Below are 24,911 nucleotides of genomic sequence, written 5' to 3'. Positions count from 1 at the left end.
TTAACAATCAGCGCTTACTGATTGAGTTCTTTTTCGGTAAAAAGCCCTTCGAACAGTGGGCCTGACAAATAGCGCTCGCCGCTGTCGGGCATGATGACGGCAATCGATTTGTCCCGATATTCAGGATCTTCGGCCAGACGAAGTGCAGCAACCATGGCTGCGCCGCATGAGACGCCGCAGAGAATGCCTTCTTCGCTCATCAATCGACGCGCCATGGCCATGGCGTCATCGCCAGTGACAGCCTCGACGCGATCGACCAGTTCAAGGTCGAGGTTGGTGGGGATGAAGTTGGCGCCAATGCCCTGAATCTTGTGCGAGGCTGGCGTGATGTCCTCACCGCGCATGTGCTGGGCGATAATCGGTGATTCGGCGGGTTCGACCGCTACCGAGTAAAGCGCCTTGCCCCGTTCCTTTTCGAAATAGCGAGATACGCCAGTAATGGTGCCGCCGGTGCCAACGCCCGCCACCAGCACATCGAGATCGCCATCGGTCGCTTCCCAAAGCTCAGGTCCGGTCGTCTTGAAGTGAATCTCGGGATTGGCCGGATTGTCGAACTGCTGAGGCATGAAGTAGCGCTCGGGTTCGGCATCGCGCATTTCGCGCGCCTTGTCGACGGCGCCCTTCATTCCTTTTGCCGGCTCGGTCAGTACCAGCTCGGCCCCTAATGCCTTGAGCACCTTGCGGCGTTCCAGACTCATTGAGGAGGGCATGGTCAGAGTGACCTTGTAGCCACGCGCTGCACCTACGAAGGCCAGCGCAATGCCGGTATTGCCAGAGGTAGGTTCGATGATCTCCATGCCGGGCTTCAGGGCGCCGCTTTTCTCGGCGTCCCATACCATGTTCGAACCAATCCGGCACTTGACTGAAAGTGCCGGATTGCGTGCTTCGAGCTTGACATACACTCTGGGATGGCTGGTCAGATGATTGATCTTGACCAGTGGGGTATTGCCAATGGCTTGTGAATTGTCCGCAAAAATCTGGCCCATGAGGTGAGACGCTCCTTCTTCTTAGTCAATGTCACCAAGCCTAAGACGAACGGCTAGGAAATACCATGCTGGAGCGGATGTCAGGTTATCTTTCTATCACAATGGATAATGATGAGTCTGGGGAATACGCCTATGCTCCATAGGAACCAGTGCCGGGCAGCGGCGGCGTTTTCGTTTAGAATCAAAGTATTTTGACAGTTGTTAGAGGATAGTGGATGACCGAGCAGGCCCAGGTATCGACCGTGAGCGGCCCCCCTCTGAAAAATGAACAGGGCTATGCTTCGATCATGGATGTCATTGAAACGGCTTCGCAGCGCTATGCCGCGCATCCGGCTTTTAGTTGCATGGGGCATACGCTGAACTATACAGAGCTGGATCGCTTGTCCAGACGCTTTGCGAGCTGGCTGGTTAACGAGACCTCGCTTGAGCCGGGCGACCGGTTTGCAGTTCTGTTGCCCAATGTGCTCCAGTATCCGGTGGCTGTATTCGGGGCACTGCGTGCGGGACTGGTAGTGGTCAATACCAATCCGCTTTATACCCCGGAAGAGATTCAGCATCAGTTCGAAGATGCCGGTGTAAAGGGCGCGCTGATCTTTGCCCACATGGCGGACAAGCTCGATAAGGTCATTGAGAAGACGCAGGTCGCGCATGTGGTGATTACCGAAATCGCCGATCTGCATCCCGGGCCCAAGCGCTGGTTTTACAATCTTGGTGCCAAATACGTAAAGCGTCTGGTACCGAAGTACCGCTTACCTAACGCCGTACGATTTCGTACCACGCTGGCAAATACGGGCAATACCGACCGGGCACCACGGCGCGACGGAGACGATCTCGCCGTGCTGCAGTACACAGGAGGGACAACCGGCGTCGCCAAGGGAGCGATGCTGAGCCATCGCAATCTGATTGCCAACATGCTGCAGACCGGGCAAGTGTTGGAAGGGATGTTGAAAGAGGGACGCGAGACCATCATCGCGCCACTGCCGGTCTATCATATCTATACATTCACCTTGAACTGCATGTTTGCCTGCAAGACCGGTAATCACAGTATCCTCATTCCTAACCCGCGCGATCTTGATGGCTTCGTCAAGACGCTGCACAAACACTCTTTCTCTGTATTTATCGGCTTGAATACACTGTTTGCAGCTCTGTCCAAACGCGATGATTTCAAGGCGTTGGATTTTTCCAACCTCCGGATGTCCGTCTCTGGTGGAATGGCACTCAGCTCGGCGGTGGCGCAGCGTTGGGAGGCGATAACGAATTGCCAGATTCTTGAAGGCTATGGAATGACCGAAACATCGCCGGTGGTATGCGTCAACCCTCCCGAAGATATCCGGCTGGGTACCATCGGCCGGCCGGTGGCAGATACACAGCTCAAGGTCATTGACGATGCAGGAGAGACGCTGGACATCGGCGCGTCAGGAGAGCTGTGTGTGAAAGGACCGCAGGTCATGAAGGGCTATTGGAATCGGCCCGAGGATACCGCCAAGGCATTGTCAGCTGATGGTTGGGTGAAATCAGGCGATATCGCCGTGATTGCCGAGGACGGTTTCGTTCGTATCGTCGATCGCAAGAAAGACATGATTATCGTGTCAGGGTTCAACGTCTATCCTAATGAAATTGAAGACGTGCTAATGGCCCATCCCGATATCATTGAAGCGGCAGTGGTCGGTATACCCGACGAAGCATCGGGTGAAGCGGTCAAGGCATTTATCGTCACCAAGGATGACAGGCTCGATCAGGCCAAGGTGCGCGCCTGGTGCAAGGAGCGCCTGACAGGTTACAAGTTACCCCGCCACGTTGAGTTTCGTAACGAACTGCCCAAGAGTAATGTTGGCAAGGTGTTAAGGCGCGAGCTGCGTGACGAGGCCAGACAGAAGTCGCATGTGTAGGCGAGCGGACATGCTAGCGCTACAATAGCGGTAATCCCATCTATATCATCCTCATGCAAGGAGACGGCCCGGTTTCCGGTGCCGTTGATAATCATTGCATGAGGATTTCCATCGTCATGAGGACGTCTTGAGCGATACCGCAATCGATTCCCGTCAAAAACTCGACGTGCTACGCCAGCGACTCGACAAGTGTTTGCTGGCGGATGCACATGACCAAGAGCGCCGTCTAGCCAAACTGATCGGCCGACTGGCGAGCAACAAGCCGGTCGACCGCGCCTTGGCTGATATCGAGCGTCATATTGAGCGCTCTGAAGCTGCCGTCGAGAAACGCCGTGCCCAGCCCTTTACGCTGCAGTATCCCGCTGAGCTGCCCGTTGCTGAGAAACGCGACGATATCCTGACCGCGATCCGTGATCATCAGGTAGTGGTGGTTGCCGGGGAAACGGGTTCGGGGAAAACCACCCAGCTGCCGAAGATATGTCTTGAACTCGGACTTGGCCGCCGTGGCCTGATTGGCCATACCCAGCCGCGTCGGCTTGCGGCGCGTTCGGTTGCCACACGTCTGGCCGAAGAGTTGGCCGTACCGCTGGGCAATCAGGTCGGTTATCAGGTGCGCTTCACTGACCAGACCGCCGATACCACCCTCATCAAGCTGATGACGGACGGTATTTTGCTGGCCGAGACCCAGCATGATCGTGACCTTGAACGTTACGAGGCGATCATTATCGATGAGGCTCACGAACGTAGCCTCAACATCGATTTCTTGCTTGGGTATTTGAAGCGTCTGCTTGAGCGGCGGCCTGACCTGAAGGTCATCATCACCTCCGCGACGATTGATGTAGACCGCTTCGCGAAACATTTTGCCGGACCTCAGGGGCCAGCACCGGTCGTTGAGGTATCAGGGCGTACCTACCCGGTTGAGACACGTTATCAGCCATTGGCGCGGGAAGAGGCCGATGAAGAAGACCTGACGCTGCAGGAAGGGATTTTGCGCGCCGTGGAAGAGGTACAGGCGATCGAGCGTGAAAAACGCTGGTTTACCGGACCACGGGACGTACTGATCTTTCTACCTGGCGAGCGAGAAATTCGCGAAACCGCCGATACGCTACGCCGTGCCCAACTGCGCGACACGGAAGTGCTGCCGCTTTATGCGCGGCTATCCAATGCCGAGCAGAACCGGGTGTTTTCTCCGCATACCGGACGACGCATTGTACTCTCGACCAACGTGGCCGAGACATCGTTGACCGTCCCGGGGATTCGTTATGTCATTGACCCTGGCCTGGTGCGGATCAGCCGCTATAGCTATCGCGCCAAGGTGCAGCGTCTGCCCATCGAGCCGGTCAGCCAAGCCAGCGCCAATCAGCGCAAGGGGCGTTGTGGTCGTATTGCTGAAGGGGTCTGTATTCGCCTCTACAGCGAAGAGGACTTTCTGTCGCGCCCCGAGTACACCGAGCCGGAAATCCGGCGCACCAATCTGGCGTCAGTCATATTGTCGATGCTGTCGCTCAAGCTCGGCGACATTGAGAAATTCCCCTTCGTTGATGTACCCGACAGCCGCTTCGTCAAGGACGGCTTTCGCCTGTTGCATGAATTAGGCGCTGTCGATGAGCAGTTTCATCTGACCACGCGAGGGCGCCAGTTGGCACGGCTGCCTATTGACCCTCGTCTGGCCAGAATGGTGCTTGCTGGTGGTGAGGTAGGCAGCCTCAAGGAAACGCTGATCATCGCCAGTGCGCTATCGATTCAGGACCCGCGTGAACGGCCGGCAGAAAAGCGTGAGGCGGCTGACCAGGCGCACCGTCAATGGCTTGATCCGGATTCCGACTTCGCAGCCTGGCTCAACGTATGGCGCGGTTTTGAGGAAAAGCGCGAAGAGCTCTCCGGCAGCCAGCTCAGACGGTGGTGCCGAGAAAACTATTTAAGCTACATGCGTCTGCGTGAGTGGCACGATACTTATCGCCAGCTCAAACAGCTGACGCGTGAGCTTGATTTAACCGAAAACGTTGAGCCGGCCGATATCACCCGTCTTCATCAGGCGTTGCTGGCTGGTCTGCTCTCCAACATTGGTCTGCATCATGAAAACCGTGATTATCTCGGCGCGCGCAATCGCAAGTTCATGATCCATCCCGGGTCGGGGCTGGCCAAGCGAACGCCGAAGTGGATCATGGCTGGCGAACTGGTCGAGACCACACGCTTGTTCGCCCGTGAAGTGGCGGCGATTAAACCGGAATGGGTTGAGCCTTTAGCCAGGCATTTGACCAAGCGCAGCTATAGCGAGCCGCACTGGGAGATGAAGCGTGCTCAGGTAGTGGCGTTTGAGCAGGTAACCCTGTTTGGCCTGCCGATTGTTGCGCGTCGTAAGGTGCATTATGGCCCGCTATCGCCTGAGGAGGCGCGTCAGATATTCATTCGCGCAGCGCTGGTCGAAGGACAGTTTCGTACCCAAGGCGCGTTCTTTGAACACAATCGCGCCTTGATCGAGGAAGTGGGGGACCTCGAGGATCGCGCGCGCAAGCGCGACATTCTCGTTGATGAGGAAACGCTGGTCGATTTCTACGATGAGCGTCTGCCAGCGGATATCTACAATGGCAAGAGTTTTGAACGCTGGCGCAGCAAGGCGGAGCAACACGACCCTCAGGTGCTGTTTCTCGACAAGCAGACACTGTTGGCCCGTGATGCCGAGGAGGTGACGGTTGAGCAGTACCCTGACGAGTTAGAGATCAAGGGGGTACGCTATCCGCTGACTTATCACTTTGCACCAGGGGTAAGTGATGATGGGGTGACCATTACGGTGCCGGTGTCGATGCTGTCAACCTTGCCTCGCGAGCGTCTTGACTGGCTGGTGCCGGGGCTGCGCCGCGAAAAAGCTATCGCGCTGATGAAGTCTTTGCCGAAACAGTATCGCCGTCAGGTAGTGCCCATTCCTGATTGGGTTGATGCAGCGCTTCAGGCCTTGGTGCCCAGTAATGAAGTTTCGTTGAGTTCGGCATTGACGGAATTCATGCGTCAGAAGACAGGTGTACGCTTGTCACCGGATATGTGGCGCTACGATCAGCTCGAGACGCATTTGGTCATGAATGTGCGCGTTGTCGATCATGACGGCAACGTGCTGGGTGAGGGGCGTGATGTTGATGTACTTGAACAGCGCTTTGCTGACGCGGCGCTTCAGAGCACGCAGGCGCTTGCCGGCAGCGAATTGGCGCAGAGCGGACTTACACACTGGCCACGTGGTCATCTGCCAGAGACCTATACCCAGTCGCAGGCGGGCATTCGTGTAGAGGCCTATCCCGCGCTGGTTGATGAGGGGGATACGCTGGGCGTTGAGCTGTTCGACCATCCGGGCAAGGCAATTGTCCGGCATCGGCACGGTATCAAGCGTCTGGCAATGCGTCAGCTACCTGATCAGGTCCGTTATCTATCACGTGATTTGCCGGGGCTTGAACGCTGCGCGCTGCTCTTTACCAACGTGGGTAGCAAACGACAGTTTATTGATGATTTCGTCGAGGCGACCTTCCTGCAGGTATTCGCCTTCGATCCGCTGCCACGCGATGCCGATGAGATGAAGGCACGTATCGAGAAGGGTCGGGAACTTCTTGTCGAGCATGGTAATGAGCTTCTTGCTCAGGTTGAACGAGCCCTTGAGGGCCATCTGCGTGTCAGCAAGCTGCTCAAGGGTAAGGTCAATTTTGCCCTGGCGCTGACATTCTCCGATGTGAAGGTGCAATTGAAGCGTCTGGTGCATCCCGGATTTATCAGCGAAGCGGGAGAATGGCTCAAACACTATCCGCGTTATCTGGAAGCCGCTGAGATTCGACTTGAGAAAGCACCGCGCGAGATGCGTCGAGATCAGCTGGCGATGGAGGAGGTCAATGCCTTCCAGCGGCGTCTGGATGAGCGACGTGATCGCCGTCATGGGTTGATTGATCCGGAGCTTATCGACTTTGGCTGGTGGCTTGAGGAATTTCGAGTATCACTCTTTGCTCAACAGCTCGGAACGCAAGCACCGGTGTCGGGTAAGCGGTTGGAGAAACGCTGGCGTGAGCTGACGGAAGGGTAAGCGTCAGCTTAATCAACGCTGAAGGACGAGGCGGCCAGGTTAGTTTCGTGTTTGCGACGTTGCAGGGAGGGCGATATCTTCGCCGTTCATGTTGCGATCGAACAATTTTAGTATCGCTGGCATGTGTCTGGCTAATAGCGTGCTGATAAGCGCAAAATCATGTCATAAAGTAAGCTTTTTAAGTCAGGAGCGCGTAAAGTGCTTTTGCATGATGGAGGCCGTTACGTTCTCCTCCTTGGATAGGTAAGCAGGATGATAGTGCCCGGAGCGATACTTTTCTTCTCTGAGCGCTATGAGTGTCGGAACCCTTGGGTTTGCTTGAGCATTGCAACCTGCAGCGCATGGGCCTATGCGTCGAGACAGATGGTATAATTTTGTAAGGTGACTCATGAATTCATGGATAAGTTTAGCGGCCGCGACGGCAGCTGCAGTATCGCTGACGGGTTGTGCAGGCACGCAGACTCAGGACGCTAACCCTAACGACCCATGGGAAGGATTTAACCGCGGTGTTTTTGCCTTCAACGATACGCTTGATCACTACGCGTTAAAGCCTGTTGCTGAGGGATATGATTACGTGACTCCTGAACCGGTTCAGACAGGCGTCGGTAATTTTTTCAATAACCTCGGTGAGGTCAGCAACACTCTTAATAGCGTCTTGCAGTGGAAGTGGACCAATGCGGGTATCTCCACCTCACGCTTCGTGATTAATACGGTATTGGGGCTAGGTGGCGTGCTTGATCCAGCAGGCCGTATGGGTCTGGAGCGTCATGATGAAGATTTTGGCCAGACATTGGCTACCTGGGGTGTCGGTCAGGGACCTTTTGTGATGTTGCCGCTGTTGGGCCCAAGTACGGTACGTGATACGGCAGGGTTTCCGGTGGACTGGTATAGCGATCCGGTCGCATATGTCAAAGATGACACCACGCGTTGGGGAGTGCGTGCTGTACATCTGGTCAATACGCGTGCTGCCCTGCTCGAGCAGGAGAAGCTGATGCAAGGCGATCGTTACAGCTTCATCCGCGATACTTATTTGCAGCGTCGTCAGTTCCTGATTGACGATGGCAAGCCCGGTAAAGATCCGTTTGCCAGTGGGGATTTTGGTGATATCAACGACGACGATTTTGCGCAATAACACCTTTGCAAGGAAAGTGACTTCGCGCTATGCCTAAGTCCATTCCGGTGATTGGCCTTGTTGATCAACCAGGGGCTGATCGTGATGCGCTGCTTGACGAACTGCAACGCGAGCATCTTTTTGATGTGATTGCGGTGGATCAAGTCGTGGATTTGCCCGAACAGCTCGACGGGGTGGTGGCTCATGCGCGAGTGACCACTCGTGAGCAGTGGGCGCTCCTTGCGAATCGCTGTCCCACGATCATGGTAAGTGAGCATAAAAACGACGCTGACCTGCTTGCTGCCGTTGATGCTGGCATAATTGATTATGTCATCGACCCTCTGGCGCATCGCTTGGTACTGTGTCGCCTGTTGAGTCGTGCGTTGGAATATCGGCGCATGGCGCTGGCGAATAAACGCGATCGCGAGCGTTTGGAGCAACTTAACGAGAAGCTTGAAACTCATCTCGCGTTGCTGCGTCACGATTTGCATGCCGGTGGTCAGATACAGCGCAAGCTGTTGCCACCAAGCCAGCAACAATTGAACGGCGTCCAAGGAAGTTACTGGCTGGCACCTTCACTTTACCTGTCAGGCGATTATCTCGACTATCAAGTGGTGGGTGAACGTTACACCGTGTTTTGTTTTGCCGATGTATCAGGCCATGGCGCTTCTTCAGCATTTGTCACGGTACTGCTCAAGGCGCTGTTCCAACGCTGGCAAGGGCTCTGGAACGGCCGGTCTCCCGAGGCTCTGCCCGCACGCTGGCTGGCTCGCATCAATCGCGAGCTGCTGGGCACAGGCGTCGGCAAGCATGCTGCGTTGTTTATCGGTGTGATCGATCGCGAAACGCGTAAACTTCACTATTCGTTGGGCGCCCAGTTGCCGATGCCCTATTTAAGCGCCAATGGCAATGTGACGGTTTTGGAAGGCGAAGGGCATCCGGTGGGGCTTTTTCCCGATATCGAGTACCCCGCTTACTGCGTGACGTTGCCCGAGCAATTCACATTATGGCTATGTTCCGATGGTGTGCTCGATTGCCTTCCTGGCACTAATCTTGAAGAACGCTTGGAAGCGCTTCGAAGCCGAATAGCCGAGGCAGATGACATCGCAGCTTTTCGCGCTTCGCTGGCGCTGGCTGATGCTCTGCCAGATGATCTCACCTTTATGACGTTATCCGGATTCGACGATGGATGAGGGACGGATCCAGGCCGCTTTTGAAAAGGGCGTTTTTGTCCTTAAGCTGTCTGGAGATGTGCGCTTGACGCTATGTGCGACCCTGGATCAGCAGGCGCAGTCGCTTGCTGAATTGCCAGGGCTCGACAAGGTGATCATTGACCTGCGCCTAGTCAATAATATGGACTCCACCGCACTGGGGTTTTGCGCCAAGATAGCACTGGCCGTACGTGCGCATCTGCATGCATCCCCTTTGGTCGTTGTGCAGCATCCTGACGTTATCAGAATGCTGGAAGTTATGGGGTTGCGTGACTATGTAACGATTGTGGAGACGCCCACGATGGAACCCAGCGTGTTAAATGAGCTGCCACCCGTCGAGAGTGGCGAGGAAGAATTGCGTACTCGTATTCTTGATGCTCACCGTACGCTGGGTTTGCTCAATGAGCATAACCGTGTTGAGTTCCAGCCGTTGATCGAGCTACTTGAGCAGCAACGCGGCTGTTAGTCATCCTTGAGGAAGGATCGATCTGCCCACTAGTTATAGTGGGTTTCACGATACGGTTGCTGTCAGGTAATAAGCGGATACGCGTTCCATAGCGCGTGTGCCGGATGGCGTCATGAGAGTATTTTGTCAAACCCTGCCTTTTAGTTAAGGAGCTTCGCTTGCAACTCATAGGTGCACGGCGCCTGGCATTGTTGGTCGCGGCCAATACAGCGCTTGCGCCGCTGGCTATTGATGCCTATCTGCCAGCAATTCCCGCGCTGGCTGAGCACGTTGGTGCCAGCGTTCATCATACCGAGCTATCCATTAGCGTCTTTCTACTGGGGTTTGCGCTCGGGCAACTCATTTTCGGTCCACTTTCGGATCGCTTAGGGCGTAAGCCCGTGCTGCTGGGCGGCATTACAACGTTTATGCTGGCGAGCCTGGCCATTACGCAGGTCAACGACCTGCAAATGTTATGGCTGTTGCGCTTCATTCAGGCGCTGGGTGGCGGGGCGTGTGTGGTGAATTCTCCTGCTATCGTACGTGACTGTTTTCAAGGGCGTGAAGCAGCCAAGGTGCTTTCAACAATGGTGCTGATTCTCATGTTAGCGCCGCTTGCTGCACCCTCTATCGGCAGTATGTTGCTGCTGATGGGCGGGTGGTGGCTTATCTTTGCGTTTCTAGGCGTTTATGCCGCCTTTTTGTTGTGGCTGGTGATTACGCAACTACCCGAAACGAAGCTCCGAGAAGCCCATCCGCCTGGCGTACGCCAGGTATTGCGCAATTATGCCAGTGTACTGAAGCATCGCGAGGCGATGGGCTATATTGCCGCCGTCGCATTTTCCTTCGCTGGACTGTTTGCCTTTATCACCAGCTCCCCTTATGTCTATATCTCGTATTATGGGGTTTCGACTTCGGTATATCCTTTTCTGTTCGGGGCTAACATCATTGTCATGGCGGCATCGAACCGACTCAATATTCGTCTGCTCGGTAAATATTCGCCTCAGCGCCTGTTGCGTATCGGGCTCGGCATTCAGTTGACTGCAGGTATTGCGCTGGTACTGGTCATCGCGGCCGGTCTTGATACCGTGCTGGTCATGATGGTTTTGATCATGATGTTTGTTGGCGTGGGCGGACTGATCACCCCTAATGCAGTCTCGGCGATGCTTGACCATTTTCCTAAGATGAGTGCGACTGCCAATGCGGTGCTGGGCAGCCTTCAGTTTACTACGGGGGGATTAGTTGGCTTTTTGGTCAGCGGTTTCGAAATCCCCAGTGTATGGCCAATGGTTATAGGTATGCTGGGTGCTAGCGTGCTGGCTAATATACTGATACGTACGCTGACGCCTAAAGTTAGTAAGGCTTGATGAATGCCACCATGGCTACTTTATGACTATGGTAATGATAAAGCATTGGTTGTGAGGCCGTTTTACCACAAAGAGATGCCTCAAAAGGCTCAAGTAAAAAGCGTTCTGATAGGACCCGTGCCAATAACTGACTGATAGATATGAGTTGGCAGAGGTAGTTGTCTACTCATGATGAGGTTGAAACTGTCAAATAAGCGGGACGCTCATCTCACAGACCAATTTGGTCTTATGGCAAAGCAAGAGGTGGTCATGGAAGACCCTGAAAAGAAAGCGTCGCACTTTCCTTACCATCTGGTGCTTACCTGTGCCTCGCTGGTTGTTATCGTTGCGGGGCTGAAGCTCGGCACGGCGCTTTTCGTACCGATCCTGTTGGCTACCTTTATCGCGGTGTTATGCGCACGCCCCGTTGAGTGGTTACATCGCCGGGGATTAGGAGTTACCTGGTCGGTATGCTGTGTACTGATCGTGCTTGGGCTGGCATTAAGCTTATTTACCTCTCTGGTCATCAGCCGCTTGAGCGAGTTCAGCGATGAGGTGCCGAAACTTGAATCAGAATTACGCCATCATTATGCGGGACTGCTGGGCTGGTTTAATGATATAGGCATTCCGATCAATCCCGATGCTACGTCACAGTTGCTTGATCCCACTACCTTGACCCAGATGATGCCAATGTTACTGGGCGGCATTGGCAATGTTCTTTCGCAGAGCGTGATCATCTTCATCATGATCATTTTTCTTCTGTTCGAAATTCTCGACTTTCCAAATAAACTGGCACTTGCCGTGCAGCGTCCTGATGCGAGCCTGAAGCGCTTTACGCAATTTTCTCTAACCCTTCAGCGTTACCTGATCGTCAAAACCATCATCAGCTTGATTACCGGTGCATTGGTTAGCCTTTCCTGTGTGCTGCTCAAGATCGAGTTTGCTTTTCTCTGGGGGGCATTAGCCTTCTTTCTTAACTACATTCCCAATATCGGTTCGATTCTGGCCGCGATTCCAGCAGTAATGCTGACCTTGGTCATGCCTGATGGAGGAGGGGTTAAAGCACTGCTGCTGGGAGGGGCGTATACGGCGATCAACTTCCTGTTAGGCAACCTGATCGAGCCGCGTGTGATGGGGCAGACGTTGGGTATGTCAACCTTGGTAGCGTTCTTGTCGTTGGTCGTCTGGGGATGGATCTTTGGCCCGGTAGGCATGTTCCTGTCGGTGCCCTTGACGATGTCGCTCAAGATAGCGCTCGACAGTCATCCTGATACCCGCTGGTTATCGATCATGATTGGCCCAACGCAGCGAAAACCGAAACGTAGCTGAGGCTAGCAGCTTTAAGTAAAAGCAGTCTTAAATAAAAGCGGCCTGCCTTCTTTCGAAGGCAGGCCGCGTCTCATCAAGCTAGTGCTAGTATTCAAATCGCCACATAATAAGCAATCATACGGTTAAGGTGTCAGGCCATACGACCCTATGAATGCCATCAAACGTCTTTAAATATTTTGATCAATAAACTGCGTCAGTTGAGGCTTGGATTGTGCGCCGACCAATGAAGCGACCTTGGTGCCGGACTTGAACATGACGACGGTAGGAACACCACGGACGCCCTGTTCAGCAGCAATGTCAGGTGCATCGTCAACGTTAATGCTGACAACCTTGACTGCGTCAGATTTCTCTGCGGCGACTTCCTCGACAACAGGCGCCATCATCTTGCAAGGGCCGCACCACGGCGCCCAGAATTTCAGAAGAACCGGCTTATCTGACTGCAGTACTTCCTGTTCAAAATTAGCATTGGTGACATCGACATTATTTGCCATGGGAAGATCTCCATATCATTACGCTGCTAAGCAGCTTTGTGGGTGATGGTAGCGGTTGCAACTCAGTGAGGCAAATGCGTTGATGTCATGATGATGATATAGGCGCTCAATGAGCCGCTGCAAGTCAGTGCACATTCAGGAAAAAGCATAGTGGATGCCTAATCCAAGTAGCAGGGTGGTCAAGAAAGCGCGTAGCAACTTGTCCGGGACATGCTTCGTCATCATCGCGCCAAGATGAATGGCGGGTATAGAACCTATTAGTAGGGCCCCCAGCAACCAAAAGTCTATGTTGCCTAGAAAAAGGTGTCCGGCCCCAGCGACAAAGGTTAGCGGTACGGCGTGGGCAATATCGGTGCCCACAATACGGCCCGGACTGAATTTGACGTACAGCAGCATTAATACAGCAGTGCCGAATACACCGGCACCTACTGAAGATAGCGTGACGCAGACTCCTAGAATCAATCCTGAAATAATGGTCAGGGTTCTCGAATGACGTGACATCCATGCGTCATGATTGGCAGCGTAGCGCTGCAATGGGCCGCGAAAGATCAAAATAATGGCGGTCATGATCAGCATGATGCCCAGCATGCTGGTAATGAGTTCGCTGTATCCTTTGGCATCGGCGAAAAATAGATCCAGCACCACTACGGTAACGATGGCGGCCGGAACGCTCCCGTATGCCAGCCAGCTCATGACCCGCCAGTCGATATGGCCCTGGCGCTGATGGCTATAGATACCGCTGAACTTGGTGATAGAGGCGTAAAGTAGATCGGTGCCGACAGCAACATGGGGGGGGATACCAAACATCAGCAGCAAGGGCGTCATCAATGAACCACCGCCAATACCTGTGAGGCCTACCGCGACGCCTACTCCGGCACCGGCGAGTACGTATAAAATAAAGTCTGTGAAATGCATCAGCTATCCTTGAAGCTGTCCTGATACCTATAAGGTCGGATCTATAATTTACGCGGACGTCGATATATCCGAAAGGAATCATTGTTCATTATTTTATTGCTTGATAGCATTAAAAAAGTGATCTCGTCAGGAGAGATGAGCTTTGAAGCTTCAACAATTGCGCTACATATGGGAGGTCTCCCGTCATCAGCTGAACGTTTCAGCTACGGCGCAAAGTCTATTTACCTCCCAGCCGGGGATTTCCAAACAGATTCGCCTGCTTGAAGATGAATTGGGCGTTGAGATATTTGCGCGTAGCGGCAAACATCTGACGCGGATAACGCCTGCCGGTCGTTCAATCATCGAGCTGGCAGGCAGCGTGTTGCGCACGGTTGAAAACATCAAAAATGTTGCTCAGGAACATAGTGACAACCGCCGCGGCAGCTTATCGATTGCAACGACACATACTCAGGCACGCTATGCATTGCCGCCGGTGATTCGAGAGTTCACGCAGAAATACCCGGATGTGGCGCTGCACATGCAGCAGGGGACACCCAAGCAGATTGCCCAGATGGTGTCGGAGGGGCTGGCTGATTTTGCCATCTGTACCGAGTCGCTGGAGCTATTCAATGATCTGGTGCTGTTGCCTTGCTACCGTTGGAATCGCTGTATCCTGGTGCCGCGCGATCATCCGTTGGTGGGTACCAAAAAGCTGGGGCTCGAGCAGTTGGCTGACTACCCGCTGGTCACTTATACCTTTGGTTTTACCGGGCGTTCACAGCTTGATGATGCGTTTCGCGAGCATGACCTGACGCCTAATGTCGTACTGACCGCTTCCGATGCCGATGTCATCAAGACGTATGTCCGGCTTGGCATGGGGGTGGGCATCGTCGCGCATATGGCAGTCGATCCAGTCGCAGATCGTGATCTTGTCGTCATTGATGCCAGCCATCTGTTTGCTAGTTCGACGACCAAGATCGGTATCAGGCGCGGCACCTTCATGCGCAGCTACATGTTCGATTTTCTGCAGCGTTTTGCCGCACACCTGGATCGCGATACCGTCGAAGCAGCGCTTTATGCTGGCCCGCGTGCCGATCAGGCTTTATTCGAGCATGTCGAGTTGCCGGTTCGCTGACGTCAAGCTCTGGTGCTACGCAGCACAATGCTGGCAAATCGCTAGGCTAAAAAAACGCCTGACTATCAACTAGTCAGGCGTTTTTGTCTGCTGGCATTCAGCCATTAGCTCAATGTTCGATATGCAAGCCACACTCGCGTGTTTCTTCACCCTTGGTAGGGTCGAAATAATCGAAGTTATTGGGCAGGTCGTGCGCGACAAGATAGTCATACATATCTTTTGATGACCAATGCAGCACCGGTGCGACCTTTATCAGCCCATCTTTGTTGATACTGACCGGCTGCATCTGGGCGCGGGCCGCCGTGTCAGAAGCACGTAGCGCCGTAAACCAGACAGTAGGGTTCATCTCGCGCAGCGCACGCTCAAACGGTTCGAGTTTGACCTCCTGTGTGAAGGCGGCATGGCGTGGGTCGTCCAGGCTGGGCAGCTCACCCTCGACTGCTTCACGGTGGGCGCGGGTGCGCTTGGGCAGATAGATGATACGGTTCAATCCCAGCTTTTGCGTCACTTCGTCAGCGAAGGCATAGGTCGCTGGCGTGTTATAGCCTGAATCCATCCACACGACGGGAATGTCAGGCTGAACGCGTGACACCATATGTAAAATGACCGCCTCGAAAGGGCGGAAATTGGTAGTGCAAATGGCTGGCTTGCCAAGGCCGAGCGCCCACTCGACCAGTTTTTGTGGATCATTGCCTAAATCACGGTTGATGGCATCGAGATCAAAGTCCATCACTCACTCCGGTAAGTAAACTCATGATCGCAAGGACAGGTAACCTCACGATCCTCCAAGGAATGCATCTACCCTAGCAAAAAGCCGAGTACGACACCCAATAGCGATTGGTTCGAAGCTTAGAGCGCCCTGACACGACAGATCAGTGTTCGCGTTCACCCAACCGGCGCGTGGCGGCCAAAGGCGTAATCCGAGGTGGCTCGCCTTCTGGCCATTCAACATGCGTTTCTATGGCGTAAACTGCGCGCAATCTGTCCGGCGTCAGCACCTCATGCGGTGAGCCGGTAGCTTCGGTACGGCCGTCTTTCATGACCCAGATGTGGGAGGCAAAACGCGCCGCCATGCTCAGGTCATGGATGGCAATAATGATAATCATGTTGCGCTCGCGCGCCAGGCAGGACAGCCAGTCAAGCACTTGCAGCTGGTGATGAAGATCGAGTGCGCTGGTAGGTTCGTCCAGCATGAGAAGACGTGGCGAGCGCACTATGGCCTGAGCGATAGCGACACGTTGACGCTGACCGCCAGAGAGCTGGCCGAGCTCACGCTCGGCATAGTGCTCAAGCTCCAGAGCATACAGCGCATCTTGAGTCAGTTGGAGATCATTGCTGCGTTGGCCGGGCAGCGCCACGGTACGTCGTGCCAGCAACACGGCTTCAAATACGCTGAGGGCCGCACGTGAGCCGACATCCTGAGGCAGGTAGTAAAGGCGCGAAGCACGTTCTGCAAAGCCGAGAGACGACATGTCATGATCATCAAGCATGATGTTGCCACGTGCGCGCTCGATGCCGGCGATGGCCTTCAGCAATGTCGATTTGCCGGCACCGTTGGGCCCGATCAACGCAGTGACTTCTCCCGGTCGGGCATGAAGACCGCTGACATCATGCAGGATTTGCGTGCGACCTAGCGTGGCAGAGAGATTCTCGACGGTCAGACTCATCACCACAGCTCCTTGCGACTTTTCAAAATCAGTGAGATGAAGAAGGGCAGGCCGATGAGTGCGGTAATGATGCCAATGGGCAATAGCACGCCAGGGATCAATGTCTTCGACAAAATGGATGTCAGGGACATCAATAGTGCTCCGGTCAGGGCCGACATCGGTAGAAAGATGCGTTGGTCTTCACCCACCAGAAGCCGTGCAATATGGGGGGCAACCAAGCCGACGAAGGGCACGGCACCGACAAAGGCAACGGCCGTGGCAGCCAGCAGCGAGCTGCACATCAGTACCGTCAGTCGCAATCGGCCGACATTAACGCCGAGCGCTTTAGCGTGAAGGTCTCCCAGGCGCAATGCCGTCAGACGCCAGCCCGCGCTGAAAAAGAACGGCAGCGTGATCACCAGGGCCAATGCGGCGAGTCCAACCTTGGGCCAGCTCGAACGTGACAGTGAGCCCAGTGTCCAGAAAATCAATTGTTGCAGCGCTTCGGCCGAGGCGATGTATTGCAAAATGCCCTGCAGGGAATTGAAGAAAAACATCAGCGCGATGCCCATCAGTACCATGGTCTGGATGCTGACGCCACGCAACCGGCTGATGCTCCAGATGATCAAGGAAGAGAACATCGCCAACACGAAGGCGTTGATGGTGGTCAATAATGGGCCAAAGCCGGGGATGACTGCGAAACCCAGCACAATGGCAAGCGCTGCACCGAAGCTCGCGGCTTGGGTGATGCCGAGATTGAAGGGATCAGCCAAGGGATTATTAAGAATGGTCTGCATTTCAGCGCCAGCGACGGCAAGCGAGGTGCCCACCACGATGGCCATCAGCGCGACGGGCAGGCGAATTTCCCAGATGACAACGGCCAGAATGCGCGGGGCCTCACTGGGATGGATGACGGCAGTAATGATGTCCTGCAAGGGATAGTTTCCGGGGCCGATCGAAATATCGGCAATCACGGCGCCTATCGTCACGATGACCATCGCTGCCAACAGCCAGTAATGACGCCGACGGCGGGCGTGGTAACGACTGATACTGTCCTCGGGAGCTGGGTGATGTGTTGCTGCGGCAGTCAGGCTACGGGGCATTGCAGACCCTTTGGAATGTGGATGAAGCGGTGTTGTGCTACCGGGGCGCAGGCTATTCGTCTGAGTCCCAAGAAGGCGTGTACCACAGATTGCGGCACCAGTATGACTGCCACCATGGCAGCTCGTGCCGTACGAAACGCATAAAACAGATGATGAACACACGCCAACAATGCGGTCGAAAATCGTTCTCAATCATAAACGTCAACGGGAAAGGGGTACAGTCGCGATACCGACGGCAGCCGCATATCGTCGTAATTAGCCTTCAGTTTTTTCAAGTGCGGCGATGAGACGCCCGGTTTTAGCCAAGGTTTCATCGAATTCGGCTTGTTCATTGGAGTCAGCGACAATACCGCCTCCTCCCCAAAGGTGAAGCTGTCCCTGACTAGCCACTGCTGTACGGATCACAATGGAAGTATCCATGTGACCGCGAATATCGACGTAACCGATGCTGCCGCAGTAAAGGCTGCGCTGAAAGGGTTCGAGTTCATCGATGATTTGCATGGCCCGTATCTTGGGCGCGCCGGTGATCGATCCGCCGGGAAAGGCGGCCGTCAATGCATCGAGTGCGTGATGCTCAGTGGCCAGTGTGCCGGTTACCGTACTCACCAGATGATGAACATTGGCATAACTTTCCAGTTTTGCGAGAGCTGGGACATGAACGCTTCCAGGTGTCGCGACACGGCCAATATCGTTGCGCAACAGATCGACGATCATCACATTCTCGGCACGGTCCTTGGTGCTGTGTTGTAGATCGTGCGCAAGCTGTGCATCCAGCGCGGGCGTCACGCCACGCGGACGGGTGCCCTTGATCGGCTGGGTCAGTATCTCACCATGATCGATACGCAAAAAGCGCTCAGGCGACAGCGATAACACGCCGCACTCGCGGTTTGAATCGTCTGGCCAGGTCATGAATGCAGAAAAGGGCGTTGGGGTGGCCTCGCGTAGTGCTTGATAGGCGTGCCACAAATCCCCCTGGTAGGAAGCCGAGAAACGTTGAGCAAAATTGACCTGATAGCAGTCGCCACTATGAATATAGTGCTGGATTCGATGAAAGCGCTGGCCATACGCGGCACGCGTGATGGTCGGCTGAAAAGGTGACGCTAACGTGAAAGGCCGGTCAAGCGGAGGGGGCTGCGCCAGCCAGTTTAGTACCTGCTTGCGGCGTTCCGGTGTTGCCAGTAGCCAGCAAGTGCGCTGCTGATGATCTTGCACGATTGACCAGTCATAAAGGCCGAGACGACAGAGCGGAAAGTCGATATCGGCAACGGCTTGAGTAGGCAACGGCTCAACAACACGTCCGAAGTCATAGCTCCAGAAACCGATCAGGCCGGCAGTGAAGGGTAGCGATGTCTCCGGCAGAGTAAGGTCAAGCTGTGCCAGTAGCTCACGCTGTGCCTTGACCGGATGTGGAGACAGATCGGGATACGCGTCACAGCTTACCGCGCCATTTTGATCCGTCGTAAGCAGGGAAAGCGGATCGCTCGACATGATGTCGTATCGCCCGCTCGAGATCTCCGGTCGGCCGCTATCGAGTAGAACCGCGCCCGGCCGCTGACGCAGCTGAGCAAAATAGGCCAGAGGCGAGCGATGGTAGGTCAACGGATGGCATTCTAGGCGTTGCGGCATGAGGGGCATCCATCTAGATTAAACGTGACGCGCCATTCTATAAGTGGGGCGGCGATTTGTCCGCCGCTTTGCATGGCAAGAGAATAGCCCCCCCTAGATCGAAATCATCATGCGCCAGTCGTTTTTTCAGCAGTTTAACCATCATCAGGTTAACGTGACGCTCTCTGACCAACATCTTTGCTGGCAGCGTCTTGAGCGGCAGTATCCCGAAAATGTAGAGCCGGGCCGCGCGTATCCATTGTTGATGTTGCACGGCGCCGGTGTCGCGGGGGTACTGACCTGGGGGCCGTTTTGTCCCCATCTTCATACACGCAGGCAAGTATTCATTCCGGACCTGAGAGGAGCGGGCGAGACCCGCGCGCTTCAGGGGCGTGAGGATCCCTTCGAGCTGGATCAGGTAGTCGATGACATTATCGGGCTACTTGATCATGAGCAGCTGGCTTGTGTCGATGTGGTCGGCTATTCCTTCGGCGGATTGGTGGCAATGCGGCTCAAGCAGCGCATGCCGGAGCGGGTCGCGGCAATCTCTCTACTGGAACCGGCAATGCTTGAGCGAGCCGATCACGCCATGATGGTACGCGTGCGCGAAGGCTATGCTGAGGCTGCCGAAGAAATTCGTAGTGCGCCCACGCCAGAGCTGGGAATCACTCGTTTCCTTGATTTGATTTCACCGCATCGCTCACGTAATCCACGTGTAGAGAGAATGACCATAAGCCGTCTGGCACGACGCCATCTCGGGTTCGCTAACGCTCTCGATTGCGTGACTCATGCAGTAAATACGCTCGACCGTGATGCACTGCTCGTTGCACAGTGTAACGTGACAAGTGTGGTGGGCGGCAAAAGCTTGGCTGCCATGAAGAGCTATCACAGCGAACTGGCGGCTGCGCGAGCTGACTGGACGTTCATTGAGTTACCGGGAACCGATCACTCTCTGCCTTTTCAAAAGCCGCGGCGGCTGGCCTCTATAGTGGGTTAGTAGCGGTGGGGTGGTGACAAAGGGTTCGCGCTGTGAGTGTTGACAATTAAGAAGTATGAATAGTCGCATACCACTAAAGATAAATAGCAATCTGACTTGGTATTGCTTGATTAGTTGCTCTGTTAAGTTATCTTGAGCGATGTTCTCAATTGTTGACAATGAGCATGACTGAATTTAATCAGGATCCCGCTTCCCCTGAAGTCCGTACGCTCGCCGAGCGCGTCTTCCAGCAGTTGCAACAAGCTATCGTTAAGGGCGAGTTGCCTGCCGGCAGCAAGATTACCGAGCCTGGACTTGCACGTACTTATGGTATTTCACGTGGGCCGTTGCGAGAAGCCATGAGGCGCCTTGAAATGCATCGCCTGATTGAACGCGAACCTCATGTGGGGGCCCGTGTCGTCAAGCTGTCGATGCGTGAGCTACTTGAGCTTTTTGACTTGCGTGAGGCGCTTGAAAGCATGGCGGCACGTCTTGCTGCGCGTCATATGACGGCTGACGAGGTCAGGGCGCTGCGTGAAGTGCTGAATACGCATGAACGTCAGAGCGATATGCAGCAGGGTGAGGCCTATTTTCAGCGCGAGGGAGACCTTGATTTTCACTATCTGATCGCACATGGCAGTCACAACCGCATGCTGGTGAGAATGCTATGTGACGATCTTTATTATCTGGTACGGCTGTATCGAACCCAGTTCAGTGCCAAGGGCGCACGGCCACAGCGGGCGTTTGTCGAACATCATCGCATTGTCGATGCCATTGAAGCAGGCGATGAAGAACTCGCGGAAATGTTGATGCGTCGCCATATCACTGCATCGCGCAAGAGTGTGGCCGAGCGCTATGCGATGGCTCTGGACGATGAGGATTACAACGACCCTATTTCTCGGAGGCGCACGCCATGAGTCAGCTTACTCCCGGTGCGCGTTTTCGCGCTGCACTCGACGCTCATCGTCCCTTGCCTATTGTGGGTACGATCAATGCCTATACCGCTCTCATGGCGCAGAAGGTAGGTCATCAGGCGATTTATCTGTCGGGAGGCGGTGTGGCCAATGCCTCGTTCGGGTTGCCCGATCTGGGAATGACCACATTGAATGACGTCACCGAAGATGCACGCCGGATCACAGCTGCGTCTGAGCTGCCGCTATTGGTCGATGTCGATACCGGTTGGGGCGGGGCGTTCAATATTGCACGTACGATCCGTGAGATGGAACGCGCCGGCGTGGCGGCGATTCATATCGAGGATCAGGTGGCACAGAAGCGCTGTGGTCATCGTCCCAATAAGGCCATCGTCTCGCAGCCGGAAATGGTCGATCGCATCAAGGCGGCGGTCGATGCCCGCGTCGATTCCGATTTCTTCATCATTGCCCGTACCGACGCCTTCCAAAAGGAGGGGCTCGATGCGGCGATTGGGCGTTCACAGGCGTGTCTCGCGGCCGGTGCCGACGGCATCTTCGCCGAGGCAGTGCATACGCTGGAGGACTACCGTGCCTTCTGTGACAGGCTCGATGCTCCCGTACTCGCTAACATCACCGAATTCGGCGCCACGCCGCTGTTCAATCAGCAACAACTGGCTGAGGTCGGCTGCCGCATGGTGCTCTACCCGTTGTCGGCGTTCCGCGCCATGAACGCCGCAGCGCTTAAGGTTTATCGCAGCATTCTCGACAACGGTGATCAAAAGGCTGTGGTTGAGCTGATGCAGACGCGCGATGAGCTTTACGAATTTCTTGATTATCACGCCTATGAAGAAAAACTCGACGCGCTCTTTTCTTCGGCCTCTGCCGATGGGCATCAGTAACCAAAAGGGCCAGTACGTTCAAGGAGGCACGCCATGGCAGGTAAGGTTCTTGCTGGTGCGGGATTGAGAGGCCAGAGCGCAGGTGAAACAGCGCTGTGCACGGTGGGCAAGGAGGGCTCGGGGCTAACCTATCGCGGCTACGATATTCACGATCTGGCCGACAAGGCAGGTTTCGAGGAGGTCGCTTACCTACTGCTCAAGGGTGAATTGCCCAAACGTGACGAGCTGGCTAACTATATCGGTAAGCTCAAGGGGCTGCGCGCATTACCCGAGGCGCTCAAGAGCGTGCTTGAACAGATTCCGCGCGAGGCGCATCCGATGGATGTGATGCGTACGGGTGTCTCAATGCTCGGCAACCTTGAACCGGAAATGAGCTTTGATGAGCAGCAGATGCGGGCCGATCGCCTGCTCGCCGTGCTGCCCTCGATCCTGCTCTACTGGTATCGCTACTCTCATCACGGCGAGCGTATCGAAACTGAGTCCGACGACGAATCGATCGGCGGGCATTTTCTTCATCTGCTACACGGTCGGCCTGCAAGTAAGTTACATGCCGCCGTGATGAATACCTCACTTATTCTTTATGCCGAGCATGAGTTCAACGCCTCGACGTTTACGGCGCGGGTCTGCGCCTCGACCCTGTCCGATCTGTATTCCTGCGTGACGGCAGCCATCGGTTCGCTGCGTGGCCCACTGCATGGCGGAGCCAATGAGGCAGCGATGGATATGATCGCTCAGTGGCAGAGCCCGGATGAGGCGGAGCGTGGTCTCAAAAGCATACTGGCAAACAAGGGGAAGATCATGGGCTTCGGTCATGCGATCTACTGTGACCATGACCCGCGTAGCGATATCATCAAGGCCTGGGCCCAGCGGCTCGCGGACGAGACGAGTGATGAAACGCTCTTTACCGTCTCCGAGCGCTGTGAGCAGCTGATGTGGGACGAGAAGAAGCTGTTTCCCAACGCGGATTTCTATCACGCCAGCGCTTATCACTTCATGGGCATCCCAACCAAGCTGTTCACGCCGATCTTCGTCTGCGCACGGGCCGCGGGCTGGTGCGCCCATGTTTTCGAGCAGCGCGCCAACAATCGCATCATCCGTCCGAGCGCTGACTACATCGGGGAGCACCAGCGTGAATGGGTGCCAACTGAGCAGCGCGCTTAAGTGTTTAATAATTGAAATAACAAGAGATTATCTGGATGAGTACTAATGTCGATGTGAATGTGCGCCCCGATTATGACGAGGTACTGCAGAAGATCGCTGACTATGTGCTTGGGTATCACATCGACAGTGTTGAGGCGCTCGATACGGCACGCAGCTGTCTGATGGATACGCTGGGCTGTGGTCTGTTGGCGCTGCGTTTCCCGGAGTGTACCAAGCATCTCGGTCCCCTCGTTGAAGGCACGGTAGTGCCACATGGCGCACGGGTACCAGGTACTTCTTTCCGGCTCGATCCAGTCAAAGCAGCGTGGGACATTGGTTGCATCATTCGCTGGCTCGACTACAACGACACTTGGCTGGCGGCAGAGTGGGGCCATCCCTCCGATAATCTGGGGGGCATTCTCGCTGTGGCCGATCATTTGTCACAAAAGCGTGTCGCTCAGGGTGAAGCGCCACTGACCATGCGGGCCGTGCTCGAAGCGATGATTATGGCCCATGAGATTCAGGGCGTACTGGCGCTGGAGAACTCGTTCAATCGCGTCGGGCTTGATCACGTCGTGCTGGTCAAGGTCGCCTCGACGGCAGTTGCAGCCAAGCTGATGGGCACTGATCGTGAACAGCTGCTTTCCGCGCTGTCTCACGCCTTCGTCGATGGGCAGAGTCTGCGTACCTATCGTCACGCACCCAATGCTGGTTCGCGCAAGAGCTGGGCGGCGGGGGATGCGACGTCACGTGGGGTCAGGCTGGCTGATATTGCTCTGCGCGGAGAAATGGGCATTCCCAGTGTGCTCACCGCGCCGCAGTGGGGCTTTTACGATGTGCTGTTTGCCAAGACCAACAAGGATCAGCGGCTGAAGACGGAGGCGGAGCGGACTTTCAAGCTGCCGCAGTCGTTCGGTACCTACGTGATGGAGAATGTGCTGTTCAAAATCTCCTTTCCGGCCGAGTTTCATGCCCAGACGGCGGCCGAAGCTGCTGTACGCCTCTATCCCCGGCTTGAAGGCAGGCTTAACGAGATTGAGCGCATCGTGGTAACTACTCATGAGTCGGCGATTCGCATCATCTCCAAAGTCGGGCAGTTAGCCAACCCGGCCGATCGCGACCACTGCTTGCAGTACATGATTGCCGTACCGCTTGTCTTTGGTGAATTGAATGCCGAACATTATGAAGATGCATTCCATCACGCCCATCCGATCATCGATCAGTTGCGCGGCAAGATGGAAATTGTCGAAGAGCCGCGTTACAGCCACGAGTATCTTGAAGCTGACAAGCGCTCGATTGCCAACGCAATACAGGTATTCTTCAAGGATGGCTCAAGTACCGAACAGGTCGCGGTAGAATATCCGCTGGGTCACCGCCGCCGCCGCGAGGAGGGGATACCGCTGCTGGAGGCCAAGTTCAGAGCAAACCTGGCGACCCGTTTTCCGACACAGCGCTGTGAGCAGATCTTCGCGTTATGCAAGAACCAAAAAGCGCTCGAGGCCACGCCCGTACATCGTTTCACCGAGCTATTTTCGATCTAAGCAGTTATTCGTCGGTCGAAATATGAAGGCTCCATGATAGGCCTGAAAAGCTCTATCTTTTTTCTTTCAAAAAACCGCTTGCGCTCGAAGAGAGGGAGGCGTAAAGTACGCATCCGCTGCCGGGGACGAGTCCTTCGGGTCGGTGGCGGAGGAAGCGCAAGACATTGATTCTGTTTGGAAAATTCTTCGGAATGGC

At 55.0% G+C, this 24,911-nt stretch carries 20 protein-coding genes; 13 read left to right on the top strand and 7 right to left on the bottom strand.

All coding sequences use genetic code 11. The features are described from left to right. Positions 1-14: 14 nt before the first annotated feature. Complete coding sequence (gene cysK, locus C3Z11_RS13920) at positions 15-986, bottom strand: cysteine synthase A (protein WP_106478571.1); 972 nt, start codon at positions 984-986, stop codon at positions 15-17. 215 nt (positions 987-1,201) lie between these two features. Here cysK and C3Z11_RS13915 point away from each other — a divergent pair, with 215 nt between their 5' ends. From C3Z11_RS13915 to C3Z11_RS13885, 7 genes are all read left to right on the top strand, one after another. Continuing rightward, entirely contained in the window at positions 1,202-2,875 is a 1,674-nt protein-coding gene (locus C3Z11_RS13915; RefSeq protein ID WP_106478570.1) for an AMP-binding protein, read from the top strand. 127 nt (positions 2,876-3,002) lie between these two features. Continuing rightward, positions 3,003-6,932 carry an ATP-dependent RNA helicase HrpA gene (hrpA, locus tag C3Z11_RS13910; protein ID WP_106479048.1) on the top strand — a complete coding sequence of 1,310 codons (3,930 nt, stop codon included), beginning with the start codon at positions 3,003-3,005 and terminating at the stop codon, positions 6,930-6,932. A gap of 388 nt (positions 6,933-7,320) precedes the next feature. Further along, the gene (locus tag C3Z11_RS13905) at positions 7,321-8,064 is read left to right on the top strand and encodes an MlaA family lipoprotein (RefSeq protein WP_106478569.1); all 744 of its coding nucleotides are present in this window, start codon (positions 7,321-7,323) and stop codon (positions 8,062-8,064) included. A 29-nt stretch (positions 8,065-8,093) separates the two neighbouring features. Next, entirely contained in the window at positions 8,094-9,236 is a 1,143-nt protein-coding gene (locus C3Z11_RS13900; protein WP_106478568.1) for a PP2C family protein-serine/threonine phosphatase, read from the top strand. Then, positions 9,229-9,720 carry an STAS domain-containing protein gene (locus C3Z11_RS13895; protein WP_106478567.1) on the top strand — a complete coding sequence of 164 codons (492 nt, stop codon included), beginning with the start codon at positions 9,229-9,231 and terminating at the stop codon, positions 9,718-9,720. Before C3Z11_RS13900 ends, C3Z11_RS13895 begins: the two co-directional genes overlap by 8 nt. A gap of 158 nt (positions 9,721-9,878) precedes the next feature. After that, positions 9,879-11,066 carry a Bcr/CflA family multidrug efflux MFS transporter gene (locus C3Z11_RS13890; RefSeq protein WP_106478566.1) on the top strand — a complete coding sequence of 396 codons (1,188 nt, stop codon included), beginning with the start codon at positions 9,879-9,881 and terminating at the stop codon, positions 11,064-11,066. Between the two features lie 249 nt (positions 11,067-11,315). Then, complete coding sequence (locus C3Z11_RS13885; RefSeq protein ID WP_106478565.1) at positions 11,316-12,374, top strand: AI-2E family transporter; 1,059 nt, start codon at positions 11,316-11,318, stop codon at positions 12,372-12,374. A 167-nt stretch (positions 12,375-12,541) separates the two neighbouring features. On the opposite strand, the gene trxA is transcribed toward C3Z11_RS13885, so the two are convergent. Both trxA and C3Z11_RS13875 read right to left on the bottom strand, forming a co-directional pair. Then, positions 12,542-12,865, bottom strand: coding sequence for a thioredoxin (gene trxA / locus C3Z11_RS13880; protein WP_106478564.1), 324 nt, complete (start codon positions 12,863-12,865; stop codon positions 12,542-12,544). A 135-nt stretch (positions 12,866-13,000) separates the two neighbouring features. Beyond that, positions 13,001-13,780: a sulfite exporter TauE/SafE family protein gene (locus C3Z11_RS13875; RefSeq protein ID WP_106478563.1), complete on the bottom strand. Its 780-nt coding sequence runs from the start codon at positions 13,778-13,780 to the stop codon at positions 13,001-13,003. Between the two features lie 142 nt (positions 13,781-13,922). Here C3Z11_RS13875 and cysB point away from each other — a divergent pair, with 142 nt between their 5' ends. Next, entirely contained in the window at positions 13,923-14,894 is a 972-nt protein-coding gene (cysB, locus tag C3Z11_RS13870; RefSeq protein ID WP_106478562.1) for an HTH-type transcriptional regulator CysB, read from the top strand. A gap of 109 nt (positions 14,895-15,003) precedes the next feature. Here the strand turns inward: cysB and C3Z11_RS13865 are convergent, their stop codons facing one another. From C3Z11_RS13865 to pabB, 4 genes are all read right to left on the bottom strand, one after another. After that, complete coding sequence (locus C3Z11_RS13865; RefSeq protein WP_106478561.1) at positions 15,004-15,624, bottom strand: phosphoadenosine phosphosulfate reductase domain-containing protein; 621 nt, start codon at positions 15,622-15,624, stop codon at positions 15,004-15,006. 142 nt (positions 15,625-15,766) lie between these two features. After that, the gene (locus C3Z11_RS13860; RefSeq protein ID WP_106478560.1) at positions 15,767-16,561 is read right to left on the bottom strand and encodes an ABC transporter ATP-binding protein; all 795 of its coding nucleotides are present in this window, start codon (positions 16,559-16,561) and stop codon (positions 15,767-15,769) included. Beyond that, a complete protein-coding gene (locus C3Z11_RS13855; protein WP_106478559.1) occupies positions 16,561-17,643 on the bottom strand; it encodes a FecCD family ABC transporter permease in 1,083 nt (360 codons plus the stop codon). Before C3Z11_RS13855 ends, C3Z11_RS13860 begins: the two co-directional genes overlap by 1 nt. 255 nt (positions 17,644-17,898) lie before the next feature. Then, positions 17,899-19,269 carry an aminodeoxychorismate synthase component I gene (gene pabB, locus C3Z11_RS13850; RefSeq protein WP_106478558.1) on the bottom strand — a complete coding sequence of 457 codons (1,371 nt, stop codon included), beginning with the start codon at positions 19,267-19,269 and terminating at the stop codon, positions 17,899-17,901. Between the two features lie 109 nt (positions 19,270-19,378). On the opposite strand from pabB, the gene C3Z11_RS13845 reads away from it, so the two are divergent. From C3Z11_RS13845 to prpD, 5 genes are all read left to right on the top strand, one after another. Further along, a complete protein-coding gene (locus tag C3Z11_RS13845) occupies positions 19,379-20,245 on the top strand; it encodes an alpha/beta fold hydrolase (RefSeq protein WP_106478557.1) in 867 nt (288 codons plus the stop codon). A 164-nt stretch (positions 20,246-20,409) separates the two neighbouring features. Beyond that, complete coding sequence (locus tag C3Z11_RS13840) at positions 20,410-21,141, top strand: GntR family transcriptional regulator (RefSeq protein ID WP_106478556.1); 732 nt, start codon at positions 20,410-20,412, stop codon at positions 21,139-21,141. Next, positions 21,138-22,034, top strand: a complete 897-nt coding sequence (prpB, locus tag C3Z11_RS13835; protein WP_106478555.1) for a methylisocitrate lyase — start codon at positions 21,138-21,140, stop codon at positions 22,032-22,034. Before C3Z11_RS13840 ends, prpB begins: the two co-directional genes overlap by 4 nt. Positions 22,035-22,067: 33 nt before the next feature. Next, entirely contained in the window at positions 22,068-23,195 is a 1,128-nt protein-coding gene (prpC, locus tag C3Z11_RS13830; RefSeq protein ID WP_106478554.1) for a bifunctional 2-methylcitrate synthase/citrate synthase, read from the top strand. 35 nt (positions 23,196-23,230) lie between these two features. Beyond that, positions 23,231-24,715 (top strand): 2-methylcitrate dehydratase, encoded by a 1,485-nt coding sequence (gene prpD, locus C3Z11_RS13825; protein ID WP_106478553.1) that lies wholly within the window; start codon positions 23,231-23,233, stop codon positions 24,713-24,715. Positions 24,716-24,911: the final 196 nt, after the last annotated feature.

Source organism: Phytohalomonas tamaricis (genome assembly GCF_003012345.1).
Taxonomy (GTDB): domain Bacteria; phylum Pseudomonadota; class Gammaproteobacteria; order Pseudomonadales; family Halomonadaceae; genus Phytohalomonas; species Phytohalomonas tamaricis.
This window is presented reverse-complemented; position numbering and strand designations above follow the sequence as displayed.

What these genes read in the sequence shown, in the direction of transcription:
- cysK (WP_106478571.1), bottom strand. Translation starts at nt 986, where the DNA reads ATGGGCCAGATTTTTGCGGACAATTCACAAGCCATTGGCAATACCCCA.
- C3Z11_RS13915 (WP_106478570.1), top strand. Translation starts at nt 1,202, where the DNA reads ATGACCGAGCAGGCCCAGGTATCGACCGTGAGCGGCCCCCCTCTGAAA.
- C3Z11_RS13905 (WP_106478569.1), top strand. Translation starts at nt 7,321, where the DNA reads ATGAATTCATGGATAAGTTTAGCGGCCGCGACGGCAGCTGCAGTATCG.
- C3Z11_RS13900 (WP_106478568.1), top strand. Translation starts at nt 8,094, where the DNA reads ATGCCTAAGTCCATTCCGGTGATTGGCCTTGTTGATCAACCAGGGGCT.
- C3Z11_RS13895 (WP_106478567.1), top strand. Translation starts at nt 9,229, where the DNA reads ATGGATGAGGGACGGATCCAGGCCGCTTTTGAAAAGGGCGTTTTTGTC.
- C3Z11_RS13885 (WP_106478565.1), top strand. Translation starts at nt 11,316, where the DNA reads ATGGAAGACCCTGAAAAGAAAGCGTCGCACTTTCCTTACCATCTGGTG.
- trxA (WP_106478564.1), bottom strand. Translation starts at nt 12,865, where the DNA reads ATGGCAAATAATGTCGATGTCACCAATGCTAATTTTGAACAGGAAGTA.
- C3Z11_RS13875 (WP_106478563.1), bottom strand. Translation starts at nt 13,780, where the DNA reads ATGCATTTCACAGACTTTATTTTATACGTACTCGCCGGTGCCGGAGTA.
- C3Z11_RS13865 (WP_106478561.1), bottom strand. Translation starts at nt 15,624, where the DNA reads ATGGACTTTGATCTCGATGCCATCAACCGTGATTTAGGCAATGATCCA.
- C3Z11_RS13860 (WP_106478560.1), bottom strand. Translation starts at nt 16,561, where the DNA reads ATGAGTCTGACCGTCGAGAATCTCTCTGCCACGCTAGGTCGCACGCAA.
- C3Z11_RS13855 (WP_106478559.1), bottom strand. Translation starts at nt 17,643, where the DNA reads ATGCCCCGTAGCCTGACTGCCGCAGCAACACATCACCCAGCTCCCGAG.
- pabB (WP_106478558.1), bottom strand. Translation starts at nt 19,269, where the DNA reads ATGCCGCAACGCCTAGAATGCCATCCGTTGACCTACCATCGCTCGCCT.
- C3Z11_RS13845 (WP_106478557.1), top strand. Translation starts at nt 19,379, where the DNA reads ATGCGCCAGTCGTTTTTTCAGCAGTTTAACCATCATCAGGTTAACGTG.
- C3Z11_RS13840 (WP_106478556.1), top strand. Translation starts at nt 20,410, where the DNA reads ATGACTGAATTTAATCAGGATCCCGCTTCCCCTGAAGTCCGTACGCTC.
- prpB (WP_106478555.1), top strand. Translation starts at nt 21,138, where the DNA reads ATGAGTCAGCTTACTCCCGGTGCGCGTTTTCGCGCTGCACTCGACGCT.
- prpC (WP_106478554.1), top strand. Translation starts at nt 22,068, where the DNA reads ATGGCAGGTAAGGTTCTTGCTGGTGCGGGATTGAGAGGCCAGAGCGCA.
- prpD (WP_106478553.1), top strand. Translation starts at nt 23,231, where the DNA reads ATGAGTACTAATGTCGATGTGAATGTGCGCCCCGATTATGACGAGGTA.